Here is a 13,251-nt window from a genome sequence, read left to right as displayed (position 1 = left end):
GCATGCCCAAGTCCCGAACCCTCCTGCCCCTGCTCGGCGCGATGCTCCTGTCGGGCACCGCCCCCGCCGCGGAAGCGCCCGCCCGCCTGCCCGATGCCCCGACGCTGAAGCGGATGACCGCGCGCTTCGCCCCGGTGGACCTCAAGGTGGACGTCTCGAAGCTGCCGGACGCGGAGAAGCGCGCCCTGGCCAAGGTCATCCAGGCCGCGAAGTTGATGGACCCCCTCTTCCTGCGCCAGGCCTGGGCGGGCAACGAGGCGCTGCTGCTGGACCTGGTGAAGGACACGACGCCCCTGGGCAAGGAGCGGCTGCACGCGTTCCTGCTCAACAAGGGCCCCTGGTCGCGCCTGGACGAGGCGAAGCCGTTCCTGCCCGGCGTGCCGCCGAAGCCGGACGAGGGCAACTTCTATCCCGCGGGCGCCACCAAGGCGGAGGTGGAGGCGTGGGTGAAGAGCCTGCCGGAGGCGCAGCAGCACGCGGCCACGGGCTTCTTCACCACGCTGCGCAAGGCGCCGGACGGCAAGTTCGTGACCGTGCCCTACAGCGTGGAGTACCAGGGCGAGCTGGCCATGGCCGCGCGGCTGTTGCGTGAGGCGGCGGCGCTCACCCAGCAGCCCACGCTCAAGGCCTTCCTGGAGAAGCGCGCGGAGGCGTTCCTGTCCAACGACTACTACGCGAGCGAGGTCGCGTGGATGGAGCTGGACGCGAGCGTGGAGCCCACCGTGGGCCCCTATGAGGTCTACGAGGACGGCTGGTTCAACTACAAGGCCGCGTTCGAGGCGTTCATCGGCCTGCGCGACGACGCGGAGACCCAGAAGCTGGCGAAGTTCAGCGCGGAGCTCCAGGAGCTGGAGAACAACCTCCCCATCGAGCCCGCGCTGCGCAACCCGAAGCTGGGCGCGCTGGCCCCCATCCGCGTCATCAACAGCATCTACTCCTCCGGCGACGGCAACCGGGGCGTGCAGACGGCGGCCTTCAACCTGCCCAACGACGAGCGCGTGGCGGCGGAGAAGGGCACCAAGCGCGTGATGCTCAAGAACGTGCAGGAGGCCAAGTTCCAGCGCGTGCTGCTGCCCATCGCGAAGGTGGCGCTGCCCGCGAAGGACCGCAAGGACGTGTCCTTCGACGCCTTCTTCACGCACATCCTGATGCACGAGCTGATGCACGGCCTGGGGCCCCACAACGTCACCGTGGCCGGGAAGCAGACCACGGTGCGGCAGGCGCTCCAGGCGTCCTCCAGCGCCATCGAGGAGGCCAAGGCGGACATCTCCGGCCTGTGGGCGCTCCAGCGGCTGGTGGACAAGGGCACGCTGGACAAGGAGCTGCAGCGGACCATGTACACGACGTTCCTCGCGTCCGCGTTCCGCTCCATCCGCTTCGGCATCGACGAGGCGCACGGCAAGGGCATCGCGCTGCAGCTCAACCACTTCCTGGACACCGGCGCGGTGAAGGTGAACGCGGACGGCACCTTTGAAGTGGTGCCGGACAAGATCCAGGCGTCCGTCACGTCGCTGACGAACCAGCTCATGGCCCTCCAGGCCCAGGGCGACCGCGCGGCCGCGGAGGCGCTGCTCGCGAAGCAGGGCGTGGTGCGGCCCGCCGTGCAGAAGGTGCTGGAGCGGCTGAAGAACGTGCCGGTGGACATCGAGCCGCGCTACGTCACGGCCGACGCGGTGGTGAAGGACTTCGGCGCCCCGGCGTCGGGGACGAAGTAGCGTCCGCCGCCATTCCCCGTCCCACCGCGCGACTTTTTCCGTGCGCGCGGGGCGGGGCATGGCCAGTCAGGAGGCCATGGTGCCCGAGCCCACCCCTCATCCCGCGTCACCCGACCCGTGGGGTGTCGTGCTCGCGCTGGCGGTGCTGGGCGCGTGGGGCGGACACCTGGCGTGGCTGCTGGCGGGGCCCGCGCTGCCGTGGGCCTCACCGCTCCCCTGGCTGCACGTCGTGCTCCAGATGTGGCTGTCCACCGGCCTCTTCATCACCGGCCATGACGCCATGCATGGCACCGTGTCCCGGGACCGCCGGGTGAACGCGGCGGTGGGCCGGGTGGCCTGCTTCCTCTTCGCGGGCCTGTCCTACCGGCGGCTGGGGGTGAACCACCGCGCGCACCATGAGGACCCCACCGGCGAGCACGACCCGGACTTCTCCACCCGCACCCAGGCCTTCTGGCCATGGTTCGGCACGTTCATGGTGCGCTACACGACGTGGCCGCAGCTCATGGTGATGGCGCTGAAGTTCAACGCGCTGCTCTGGCTGGGGGTGCCCCAGGCGCGCATCCTGGCCTTCTGGGTGCTGCCGTCGCTGCTGGCCACCGTGCAGCTCTTCTACTTCGGCACGTACCAGCCGCACCGGCGCCCGGACACGCCCCGGATGGCGCCACACCACGCGCGCAGCCTGTCGCGCAACCACCCGTGGGCCCTGCTGTCATGCTTCTTCTTCGGCTACCACTGGGAGCACCACGCGTCCCCTGGGACGCCCTGGTGGCGGCTGTGGCGGGTGAAGGACGCCCGGCGGTAACCGGAATGGGGGCTGGGACGTTATAGAGAGGGCCATGCGCGACAAGCTCCCTCCCGAGCCCCCCGGCTCCGAAGTGACGCCGGAGCACCTCTACCTGCGCCGCCGCGAGTTCATCAAGAACGCGGGGCTGTTCGCGGGCACCGCCGCGGTGGTGGGAGGAGGGTTGTACCTGCTGGGGATGAAGCGCACCCGGCCCATGGATGGCTTCGTGCCGGACGCCGGCACGGTGGCGCAGCCGGTGGCGCCGGCCCAGGGCGTCTTCGACACCGACGAGCTGCGCACGCCCTACGAGGACGTCACCACCTACAACAACTTCTACGAGTTCGGCCTGGACAAGAACGACCCGGCCCGCCGCGCGCACGCGCTGAAGACGCGGCCGTGGACCGTCGTCATCGACGGCGAGGTGCACACGCCGTGGACGGTGGACGTGGATCAGCTCATCTCCGCCTTCCCGCTGGAGGAGCGCGTCTACCGGATGCGCTGCGTGGAGGCCTGGTCCATGGTGATTCCGTGGCTGGGGCTGCCCCTGGGCAAGCTGCTGGAGCGCGTGCAGCCCACGTCGTTCGCGAAGTACGTGGCCTTCACCACGCTGGATGACCCGGAGCAGATGCCCGGCCAGAAGAGCCCGGTGCTGGACTGGCCCTACGTCGAAGGGCTGCGGCTGGATGAGGCGCTGCACCCGCTGACGCTGCTGGCCACCGGCCTCTACGGCAAGCAGCTGCCCGCGCAGAACGGCGCGCCGCTGCGGCTGGTGGTGCCGTGGAAGTATGGCTTCAAGGGCATCAAGTCGATCGTCCGCATCACGCTCACGCGCGAGCAGCCGCCCACGACGTGGAACCTGGCGAACCCGCGCGAGTACGGCTTCTACGCCAACGTCAACCCGGCGGTGGACCACCCGCGCTGGAGCCAGGCGTCCGAGCGGCGCATCGGCGAGACTTCCCGCCGGCCCACGCTCCCCTTCAACGGCTACGCGGAGCAGGTGGCCGACCTCTATCGCGGCATGGACCTGAAGCGGGACTTCTGACCGATGGCCTCTTCCAAGCTCTCCTGGCTCAACCCCGCGGTCGCCGTCGGAGGCCTCTCCCCGCTGCTGCTCCTCGCGGTGCAGGGGGCGCAGGGGCAGCTGGGGGCCAACGGCATCGAGTTCGCCCTCAACCAGACGGGCCTCTTCGCGCTGGTGGTGCTGCTGGCGTCGCTGGCGTGCACGCCGGCGCGGCTCGTCACCGGCTGGACGTGGCCCGCGCGCATCCGCCGCACCCTGGGCCTCCTGGCGTTCACCTACGCGGCGGCGCACTTCCTCACCTACTCCGTGCTGGATCAGGGCCTGGATGTGCGCGCCATGCTGGAGGACGTCCTCACCCGGCCCTTCATCACCGTGGGCTTCACCGCGCTGCTGCTGCTGGTGCCGCTGGCCGTCACCTCCACGAACCAGTGGGTGCGCAGGCTGGGCTTCCCGGCGTGGCAGCGCCTGCACCGGCTGGCCTACGTGGCCGCGGTGCTGGGCGTGGTGCACTTCGTGTGGCGGGTGAAGAAGGACGTCACGGAGCCGGTGCTCTACGGCGCCGTGCTGACGTTGCTGCTGGCCGTGCGCGTGGGGGAGGCCGTGCGCAAGCGGCGGGCGGCGCTCGCGCAGCAGCGCCCCGCGTGAGGGCTACTTGGCGACGCGGGGCAGCGGGAGGATGGTGTCCACCAGCGTCATCAGCTGGGCGCAGCTGACGGGCTTGCGCACGAAGGCGCTGATGCCGGCCTTCTGGCCCAGGGCGCGCACCTCCGCCACGTTCGGGTCGCCCGTCATCATCAGGATGGGGACCTTGGACAGCCTGACGTTGCTGCTGGCGCGGATCTGCCCGGCGAAGTCCGCGCCGTTCATCCCGTCCATGTGGAAGTCGGTGAGGATGAGGTCCACCTGCTCCACCTCGGCGACCTTGAGGCCCTCCTCGGCGGACTCGGCCTCCAGGAACTCGAAGCTGCGGGCCATGAGGTAGATTTTCAGCAGCGTCCGGATGGAGCGGCTGTCGTCCACCAGCAGCACGCGCTGCGGACCGGCCCCGCCGGCCGGTCGGACCGGAGGCGTGCTCCCCGTGGGACGGGAGGGCGCGGTTTCGGGGGCGGAGAGGGGGCCGGACTTCATCGGAATCAGGACCTCGGGGAGGCGGAAGCCTCCGGCAGCACCTCCCCATGGTCGCGGATGGGCCCTGCGAAGTCAAAGCAACCCAGAACTCCCCGCCGCGAATTCAGGAGGGCCGTGAAGGCCTCAACGAACCTCCAGCACGAATGATTGGGACTGCACGCCGGACAGCCCCGCGGGCCCAGCGAGCGCGGGGTCCAGTTCATTCGGGACCCGCCAGGTCTGACCCGTGGACTGCAGGAGGGTGACGCTGTAGCGACCCGGGGGCACGGCCGCCAGGGGCGCGGGCGCGGCGGGATCGCGCGCGTCCAGCGCCTGCGCGCGGATGGCCACCTGGAGCTGCGGGACGAAGACGGGCTGCGGGCGGGGAGCCCCTTGTCCGTCCAGCAGGGCGTCGAGCAGGGGACCGGGCACCAGTCCCGCCGCCAGCACCACCGCGTCCGGCTTGCCGTCCTTGCCGCCGCTGAGGCGCGCGTAGTCCACGCCCTCCGCGTCCACCACGCCGTCGCGGTTCAGGTCGTTCTCGTCGACGATGCCCGTCACGCCCTCCGCCAGCTTGCGCACGATGACGCGCGGCCAGAACTCCGGCACGCCGTCGCGGCTGGTGCCCGTGAGCTGCACCCAGAAGCCCGGAGGCCGCTGGTCCACCGCGCCGGTGAGCGGCTGGGGCGAGAGCGTGAGCAGCTTGGTGGGGGTGGTCGCGGTGTCGAACTCGCGCGGCTCCGCGACCTGGAATGCGGGCCGGTCGAAGGGCACGGTGGCGGTGTCGGAGAAGGACACGGAGACGCCGGTGAGCGGCTGGGGCCAGCCGTCCGCGTCCGTCGTGACCTCCAGGATGCGCGTGGCGCCGGTGGTGGGGTCCACGCTGCCACCGCCCACGTCGCCCGCGTTGGGTTCGGCCGTGACGCCGTAGAAGGGGTTGAAGTCCGGCACGTGGCACGGCTGCGGCACGTTGCGGCAGGTGTCCGCGTCGATGAAGCCGCGCAGCAGGTAGCGGCCCGGCTGCACGAGGCTCAGCGCGAAGGGCGCGGTGAACGGACCCGTGGAGTTGTCACCCAGCGACGCGCCGAACAGCTCTCCCGCGGGGACGACGGTGAAGGCCTTCGGGCGGCCGGAGCCCTGCGGCGGGGGCGGGTGGGTCGCGTCGTAGATGAACACGATGGCGTTGCCGCGGGCGCGCGACTGCACGACGAGGCTGCCCTCGATGCGCGCGGCGCGCGTGTTCTGGCGGCCGTCCGCGGTGGGCACCACGTCCGGGCCCTCGCAGCCCGAGACCAGCAGCGACGCGAGCGCGACGGCGAAACAGGGAAGGGCGCGCTTCATGGGGTCACCGTGAGGTTGGCGAACACGCGCCGCTCGATGCGGTTGCCGAAGGGGTGCTCCGAGTGGTTGCCGCCGAGCTGGCTGCCCTGCAGCGCCACGGAGACGAAGTCCTTCACCACCTGGTAGCCCACCCGGGCGTTGACGACGGTGTACGCGGGGAGGTTGTTGGCCTGCAGCTCCACGCGCGTCGGGTCGGTCGCGGCGGGCTCGCGTTCAATCCAGGTGGTGGAGGACGTGAAGGCCGCGTCGATGCCGAACTCCAGGTCCGTGCGCGTGCGGTAGGTGACGCCGCCGAACAGCCGGAAGCCCGGCGCCTGGCTGCACGGGCCGCACTGGCCCTCTTCCGGCAGGTCGGAGGTGACGCTCTGGTACGCGGCGCTCGCCTTCACGCCCAGGCCGTCGATGGGGGACACGTTGAGGCCCACCTCGACGCCGCGCGCGGTGTAGATGGCGTTCTCGTTGGTGAACAGCGAGCGACCCAGCAGGTAGCTGCCGGTGCCGCTGTCATAGGCGTCCCCCGCGTGCAGCGGCTGCACGGAGGACAGGGCGATGAGGTCCTTCACCGTGTTCTGGTAGAGGGCCACGTCCCAGTCCAGGCCCAGCCGGGGCGACTCACCGCGCCAGCCCAGCTCCAGCGCGTTGAGGCGCTCCGGCCGCAGCTCGCGGTTGCCGGTGGTGAGCAGGCTCACGCCGTTGACGCCCGGCACGGGCACGGGCAGCCGCGTGTAGCTCTCCAGGAACGTGGGCTCGCGGAAGGCGGTGGCCACGGACGCGCGGAAGGCGTGCCCTTCAATGGGCTGGAACACGGCGGACAGGCGCGGCGACTGCGCGAGGCCCGGCTTGCCCTTGTCGAGCAGCGGGTGGCGGTCCACGCGGTAGCTGACCACCAGGCGCAGGGGCTGCACGATGCGCCACTCGTCCTGCACGAAGGCCGCCGCGTGGTACTCCTCGCGCAGGCCGTCCAGGTAGGTGAAGGCCACGCGCTTCAGGCGGCCCTCCACGCCGATGTTCACCTGGTGCTCGCCGGCCAGCTCGAAGCCGCGGGCGTACAGCGCCTCCGCGTTGAAGACGTTGGAGGCGACGCTGGTGTTGAGCGAGCGCTGGCCAATGGCCTCGTACTGCGGCCCCGCGTCACCGGACAGGTGGTTCCAGAACGCCTTGAGCTTCACCGCGCCCAGCTCCACGTCGGCCTTGGCGTACGCGCCCAGGCCGTCGATGTAGTAGTTGCGCAGGAGGCCCAGCGGGTAGATCTCCGTGAGGTAGCGGTGCACGCCGCCGGACAGGCCGATCGCGCGCCCCTCCTCGAACGAATAGATGGTGGACAGGTTGGCGCGGGCGCCCCGCTGGCCCAGGTCCGGGGCGGGCCCCGTGATGTCGAAGTCCGAGCGGCCGCTCGCGTAGTCACGGCTCCACTTGTCCTCCTGGCGGTAGGCGGCGGACGCGCGATAGCGCAGCGCCCCGTTCTGGCCGTGGCTGACGAAGGAGCCCTGGACGGTGTTGCCACCGCCCGCCATCGCGCCGAAGCGCGCGCGCCGGCCGGTGCCGGGGGCCTGGGTGATGATGTTGATGACGCCCAACATCGCGTTGGCGCCGTACAGCGCGCTGCCCGGGCCGCGGATGACCTCGATGCGGTCGATCTCCTCCAGGCCGATGGGCAGGCCCGCCCACAGCGTGAGGCCGAGGAAGTCCTGGTACTCCGTGCGGCCGTCCACCAGCACCAGCACCTTGTTGGCCAGGCGCTGGTTGAAGCCGCGCAGGCTGACGTTGGCGCTGCCCACGCCCATGGCCATCACGTCCGCGCCGGGCACGCGCCGCAGCAGCTCCGGCAGCGTGGTGGCGCCGGACAGGCGGATGTCCTCCGCGGTGATGACGGTGGTGGCGTTGGGCGCCTCGAGCGAGGACTGGGCGCGGCGGCTCGCCGTCACCACGCGCTCCTCGTAGGGCACCAGGCCCTGGTCGCCGGAGATGTCGCCGGACTCGGCGCCGCCGCTCGCGGTGGGGGTGGGGCCCGGGGTGGGCGTGGCCTGCGCCGGCGCTGGCTGGGCCGCCAGCGACTCCGCGCGGTTGACGGCCTTCTCCAGCCGCTCCATGAGCGCGGCCAGCTGCTGCTGGGCCTGGATGCTCGTGGGAGGGGGCGGGGGCATGGGCAGGCTGGAGCCCGAACCCGTCGTGTTGGGTTGGGCGCCGGGCGCGGGGGCCTCGGCCTGCGCCGCCTGGCGCGTGGCCTCCAGCCGCGTCACCTGGGCCTGCACATTGGCGGCGTCCGGCGGGTTGGAGGCGAGGTAGCGCTTGTAGGCGTCCAGCGCTTCGTCGAGCCGGCCCGCGTCCTGGTACGCCCGGGCGATGTTGTAGAGGACGCTGGGGTGCGGCTTGATGTTGTAGGCCTCTTCCAGCTCGGCGATGCCCTCATCGAACTGCTTCTGGTCGATGAGGTTCATGCCGTTGCGGAAGTGGCGGCGCGCTTCGAGGCGCGCGTCCGCCAGGGCCTCGGTCGCGCACAGACAGAACGCGAGGAGCGTCCCACGTCGTAAGGCTGTCGGGAGATTCACTGGTACGGATCGTCCTTGTACGCGGAACCTGGAGCCTTGGGCTTCGGTCCCTGCTTCTTGATGCGCGGCAACTTGATGGAAACGGGGACGGTGCTGCCCGGCTCACCCGCGTAGGTCTTGCTGACGGTCTGGTAGCCGTCCAGCGCGAACGTGACCTCCACGGAGGCGAGGCCCGGGCCGTCCGGCGTGTGGTTGATCACCATGGGGGTATGGCCGCGCACCGTCCCGTCGACGGTGACTTCGGCCCCCTGGGGATCGCTGTCCACGCTGAAGCGCACGGGGCGGGGCGTGGCCGCGGGGCGCGGCGGGGCGGGCTCGGCCACGGCGACGGGGTCGTGGGCCACGGGCGCTTCCGCGACGGGCGCGCGGGTCACGGGCCGGGCGGGCTCCACCGGGACCTGCTGGGGCGAGCGCAGCACGAAGATGCCCGCCGTGGCCAGGCCCACCAGCAGCGCGCCTCCGAACAGGGCGATGCCCAGCCCCTTGGCGGACTTCTTCGCGGGCGCGGCGCCGGCCTCGTCCACGGAGATGTCCAGCGCCATGGTGTTGGGGCCGGTGGTGGGACCGGAGCCCAGCGCGTGGGGACCCGTGTGGACGCCGCTGTGCGGGCCGGAGCCCACCGCGTTGAGTCCGGTGCGCGTGGCGAAGACGCCGCTGACGCCGGACGCGGAGGCGGCGGCGCGCATGCCCTGGAGCACCGCGTCCATGGACGCGTAGCGGTCCACGGGGCGCTTGGCCAGGCACTTCATCACCAGCGCCTCCACCTCCGCGGGGACGTTGTGGTCCGGCCACACGGTGTGGAAGGGAGGCGGCGGGTCGTTGATGTGCTTGACGATGACGTCGATGCTCTGCGCCGCCTGGAAGGGCGGCCGGCCCATCAGGGTCTGATAGAGCACCACGCCCAGGCTGTACACGTCGCTGCGCGGGTCGGCGATGTTGCGCGCCTGCTCGGGCGCCATGTACTGCGGCGACCCGAGGATGACGCCCGCCTGCGTGAGGGTGGTGTCCTCCTTCATGGAGGCGTCCCCCAGGAAGGACTTCACCAGACCGAAGTCCAGGACCTTGACCACGTCGTGGTCCGTCTCCTGGTTGAGGACCATCACGTTCGCGGGCTTGAGGTCGCGGTGGATGAGGCCGACCTTGTGCGCCTCGCGCAGCGAGCGGGCCACCTGCTGCGCGATGGCGAGCGCGCGCTCCCACGGCAGCGGGCCTTCCTGGGTGAGCAGCTGCGACAGCGTCAGCCCCTCCAGGTACTCCATGGCGATGTAATAGATGCCGTCTTCCGTCTTGCCGTAGTCGATGACGGTGACGGTGTTCGGGTGGCGCAACTTCGCGGTGACGCTGGCCTCCAGGAAGAAGCGCTTCTGGAAGCCGGGGTCCTTGCCCTCGCCGCTGTACTGGGGGTTGAGGACCTTGAGGGCCACCAGCCGGTCCAGCGGGGCCTGCATGGCCTTGTAGACGCGGCCCATGCCTCCGGCACCCAGCGTCTCCAGGATGCGGAAGCGCTCGTTGAGGATCCGCCCGAGCAGGGGATCCGCCACGTCGGTGGGCGCGCCCTTGCGGGGGGCGTCGCTTTCGATCATGTGTTCCCCCAGGCCAAGAGAAGGACCGCCTACGTCGGTTCGAACGCGTCGGATGCTAGCACCGCCTTTGAAAACCGCCCAAGAGACGTGCCGCTATCATCGCCGCGCGCCGCGGCCGAGTTTCCGGCCCGCGCTTCACGCCCGCCCTCCCGCACTTCCCGTGCTGATCCTCGCCCCGGGCGGTTTGGAAATCGCGAAAATCACCGTCCGCTGCCGCACAGTCGACCGCGGCTGGTGCGTCGCGTCATCCCAGGTGGAGGGGGCGCGGGCGCGTTAGGGTGCCGGGCATGAACGCCCAGCTGTCCGCGCTGTTGTCGTCCGCGCCGCGGTATCCGCGGCGGGTGGTGTGCATGACGGAGGAGACGACGGAGGTGCTCTACCGCATTGGCGCGGGGGACCTGGTCGTGGGGGTGTCGGGGTTCACGGTGCGGCCTCCGGAGGCGCGCAAGAAGCCGCGGGTCAGCTCGTTCCTGGACGCGAACTTCGAGCGGATCTTGGAGCTGAAGCCGGACCTGGTGCTGGGCTTCTCCGACCTGCAGGCGGACATCGGGCGGGAGCTGTGCAAGCGCGGGGTGCCCGTTTACCTGTTCAACCAGCGCTCGCTCGCGGAGATCTTGCAGACGGTGCGGCTGACGGGGGCGCTGGTGGGGCGGGCGGAGGCGGCCGAGGCGCTGGCGGTGGAGCTGGAGAAGAACCTGGAGCGTCACTCGGACGCGGCCGAGTCGCTGCCGAAGCGGCCGCGCATCTTCTTCGAGGAGTGGCACGAGCCGCTCATCTCCGGCATCCGCTGGTGTTCGGAGCTGGTGGAGGTGGTGGGGGGCCAGGACGTGTGCCAGGAGTCGCGCGCGTCGCAGGGCGCGAAGGGCCGCATCTTCGACCCGGAGGAGGTGGCGAAGCGCGACCCGGAGGGGGTCATCGCCAGCTGGTGCGGGCGCAAGGCGAAGCGCGAGAAGATCATCTCCCGGCCTGGATGGGCGGGCGTGCGCGCGGTGGTGGACGACCAGCTCTATGAAGTGCGGAGCACGTACATCCTCCAGCCGGGACCGGCGGCGCTGACGGACGGGGTGGATCAGCTGGCCCGTATCGTGGCGGCCATCGCGAAGGGGGAGAAGCTGCCCATGGCCCGGCCTGGAGATCTGCGCACCGCGCTGGAGTGAGGGGAGGCTGGCGGCAAGCGCGGCGCGTGACAGGATGCGTGCGTGCCGCTCCCCCTGACCGTCTTGCTGTTCACCGTGCTCGCCGCGACGGGCGCGCCGTCCGGACAGGAGGCGCGGCAGACGCCGCCCGTGGGGCAGCAAGGCGCCGGCAGGCCGAGCGACGCCGAGCCGCCGGACGCGCCCGTGCGCGCGCCGGACTTCGAACCGTCGGGCGTGTCCAACACGGAGGTGCCCGCGCCGCCGCGCGCGGAGTCCGCGCCCGTGGGGCCGGAGGGCACGGATGCTCCGGCGCTCCCCACGGTGGACGCGCGCGCGAACTACGAGGACGCGCTCATCGCCTGGGGGCTGGGGGAGGTGGAGCGCCAGGTGGAGCCCGCCCCCGAGGGCAAGGTGCTGGAGGAGGTGCTCGTCGCCGCGGAGGAGGTCGTCGCGCCGATGGACCCGTACCCCTCGCTGCTCAACATCTTCCACGTCCGCACCCGTGACGAGGTCGTCCGCCAGGAGGTGCTGATTGCTCCGGGGCAGCCGTACTCGGAGGCGGTGGTCGCGGAGTCGGTGCGCAACCTGCGCAAGCTGGGGCTGTTCTCCGTGGTGCGCGCGGTGCCGGTGAAGGGCCGTGAGCCCGGCAAGGTCGCGCTGCTGCTGGTGACCAAGGACCTGTGGTCGCTGCGGCTCAACAACGAGTTCTCCGCCGTCGGCTCGCTGCTCCTCTACCTGCGCTTGCAGGGCACGGAGCAGAACTTCCTGGGGCGGGGCAAGAAGGTGGCGCTGGACTTCATCATGCGCCTGGACACCTTCAGCCTCGGCCAGAGCTACACGGACAAGCGCGTGCTCGGCAGCCGCTGGTCGCTGTCGGAGTCCGCCGCCCTGCTCATCAACCGGGAGACGGGCCGCGCGGAGGGCTCGCGCGGGAGCCTCATCGTGAGCCGCCCGCTGTATTCGCTCTCCACGCCGTGGAGCCTGAGCACGTCCGTGGCCTGGAACGTGGAGACGGCGCGCCAGTTCCGGGGCGCGGACATCTGGCAGCTCCCGTTCCCGGATGGCGCGCCCGTGCCATACGTCTACAACACGCGCGAAGTGGCGGCGGGCGCCACGTATACGCGCTCCTACGGCACCCGCGACAAGTGGAACGTGGGCCTGGGCGCGGGGGCCTATCACTATGCCTACGCCGCGCCGGTGGCCTCGCAGCTCTCCGACGCGCAGGTGGACTGGTTCCGCCGCAACTACCTGCCGCGCGCGGAGGACGCGGGGTACGTGAACCTGTCCCTGAGCGCCTTCAAGGCCCGGTACGACGTGCTCCGCAACGTGGACTCGTACACGCTGTCGGAGGACTACCAGCTGGGGCACTCGGTGGTGGCCACGCTGCGCTACGCGCCTCCGGTGTTCCCGTCCGCGGCGCACTTCGCCGAGAGCGGCCTGTCCGCGCGCTACCGCGTGCACTGGGGCGACGCGCTCACCACCGCGTCCGCGGCGGCGTCCATCCGCCGGCAGTTCAGCGCCCAGCAGCCCGGGGTGCGGGAAGGGTGGACCAACCGCCGCTGGGCCGCGGAGCTGGTGCAGGTCTCGCCGCGCGTGCTCGGTGGGCGCTTCGTGGCGCGCGGCCTGTTGGACGTGAACATCGACGACCTGTCCGAACGCGTGAGCCTGCTGGGCGGCAGCAACGGCCTGCGCGGCGCGGCGGTGGATGCGTACTCGGGCAAGCGGCTGTTGCTGGTGAACCTGGAGTACCGCACCGCGCCGCTCGTCGTGCGCACGGTGCACCTGGGCGGGGTGTTCTTCTTCGACTCGGGCAGTGCCTTCAACCGCCGGCCGGAGATGGTGAGCACCGTGGGCGTGGGCCTGCGGCTGCTGTTCCCCCAGTTCAACGTGTTCCCGTTCCGCATCGACTTCGGCTACGTGCTCAACGGCGACCGGCCGCCCGTGGGCAGCCGCTTCTCCCTCAGCAGCGGGCAGGTGACGGACTACCGCCCGACCTTCCTCGACTCGCCCTGAGG

10 protein-coding genes are annotated in these 13,251 nt (G+C 71.2%); 6 read left to right on the top strand and 4 right to left on the bottom strand.

From position 1 onward, the window contains the following. The first annotated feature begins 2 nt into the window (after positions 1–2). The 4 genes from FOF48_RS24425 (at position 3) to FOF48_RS24410 (ending at position 4,165) form a co-directional block, all read left to right on the top strand. Positions 3–1,715, top strand: a complete 1,713-nt coding sequence (locus FOF48_RS24425) for a hypothetical protein (protein WP_143905194.1) — start codon at positions 3–5, stop codon at positions 1,713–1,715. Between the two features lie 76 nt (positions 1,716–1,791). Continuing rightward, positions 1,792–2,517, top strand: coding sequence for a fatty acid desaturase (locus tag FOF48_RS24420; RefSeq protein ID WP_143905193.1), 726 nt, complete (start codon positions 1,792–1,794; stop codon positions 2,515–2,517). Positions 2,518–2,551: 34 nt separating this feature from the next. Then, complete coding sequence (gene msrP, locus FOF48_RS24415) at positions 2,552–3,541, top strand: protein-methionine-sulfoxide reductase catalytic subunit MsrP (RefSeq protein WP_143905192.1); 990 nt, start codon at positions 2,552–2,554, stop codon at positions 3,539–3,541. Between the two features lie 3 nt (positions 3,542–3,544). Beyond that, positions 3,545–4,165, top strand: coding sequence for a sulfite oxidase heme-binding subunit YedZ (locus FOF48_RS24410; protein ID WP_143905191.1), 621 nt, complete (start codon positions 3,545–3,547; stop codon positions 4,163–4,165). Positions 4,166–4,168: 3 nt separating this feature from the next. Here FOF48_RS24410 and FOF48_RS24405 read toward each other — a convergent pair whose 3' ends face one another. From FOF48_RS24405 to FOF48_RS24390, 4 genes are all read right to left on the bottom strand, one after another. After that, positions 4,169–4,648 carry a response regulator gene (locus tag FOF48_RS24405; RefSeq protein ID WP_143905190.1) on the bottom strand — a complete coding sequence of 160 codons (480 nt, stop codon included), beginning with the start codon at positions 4,646–4,648 and terminating at the stop codon, positions 4,169–4,171. Between the two features lie 123 nt (positions 4,649–4,771). After that, positions 4,772–5,968 carry a hypothetical protein gene (locus FOF48_RS24400; RefSeq protein WP_143905189.1) on the bottom strand — a complete coding sequence of 399 codons (1,197 nt, stop codon included), beginning with the start codon at positions 5,966–5,968 and terminating at the stop codon, positions 4,772–4,774. Then, on the bottom strand, positions 5,965–8,517 hold the full coding sequence (locus tag FOF48_RS24395) for a TonB-dependent siderophore receptor (RefSeq protein WP_143905188.1): 2,553 nt from the start codon (positions 8,515–8,517) through the stop codon (positions 5,965–5,967). The genes FOF48_RS24400 and FOF48_RS24395 overlap by 4 nt, the downstream gene beginning before the upstream one ends. Further along, entirely contained in the window at positions 8,514–10,100 is a 1,587-nt protein-coding gene (locus FOF48_RS24390; protein WP_143905187.1) for a serine/threonine-protein kinase, read from the bottom strand. Before FOF48_RS24390 ends, FOF48_RS24395 begins: the two co-directional genes overlap by 4 nt. A 287-nt stretch (positions 10,101–10,387) precedes the next feature. Here FOF48_RS24390 and FOF48_RS24385 point away from each other — a divergent pair, with 287 nt between their 5' ends. Continuing rightward, positions 10,388–11,257 carry an ABC transporter substrate-binding protein gene (locus FOF48_RS24385; RefSeq protein WP_143905186.1) on the top strand — a complete coding sequence of 290 codons (870 nt, stop codon included), beginning with the start codon at positions 10,388–10,390 and terminating at the stop codon, positions 11,255–11,257. 42 nt (positions 11,258–11,299) lie between these two features. Beyond that, positions 11,300–13,249 carry a BamA/TamA family outer membrane protein gene (locus FOF48_RS24380; protein WP_255442603.1) on the top strand — a complete coding sequence of 650 codons (1,950 nt, stop codon included), beginning with the start codon at positions 11,300–11,302 and terminating at the stop codon, positions 13,247–13,249. Positions 13,250–13,251: the final 2 nt, after the last annotated feature.

Source organism: Corallococcus sp. Z5C101001, from assembly GCF_007352635.1.
Taxonomy (GTDB): Bacteria; Myxococcota; Myxococcia; order Myxococcales; family Myxococcaceae; genus Corallococcus; species Corallococcus silvisoli.
The sequence above is the reverse complement of the archived record's forward strand: the minus strand, read 5'-3'. Positions and strand labels throughout refer to the sequence as shown.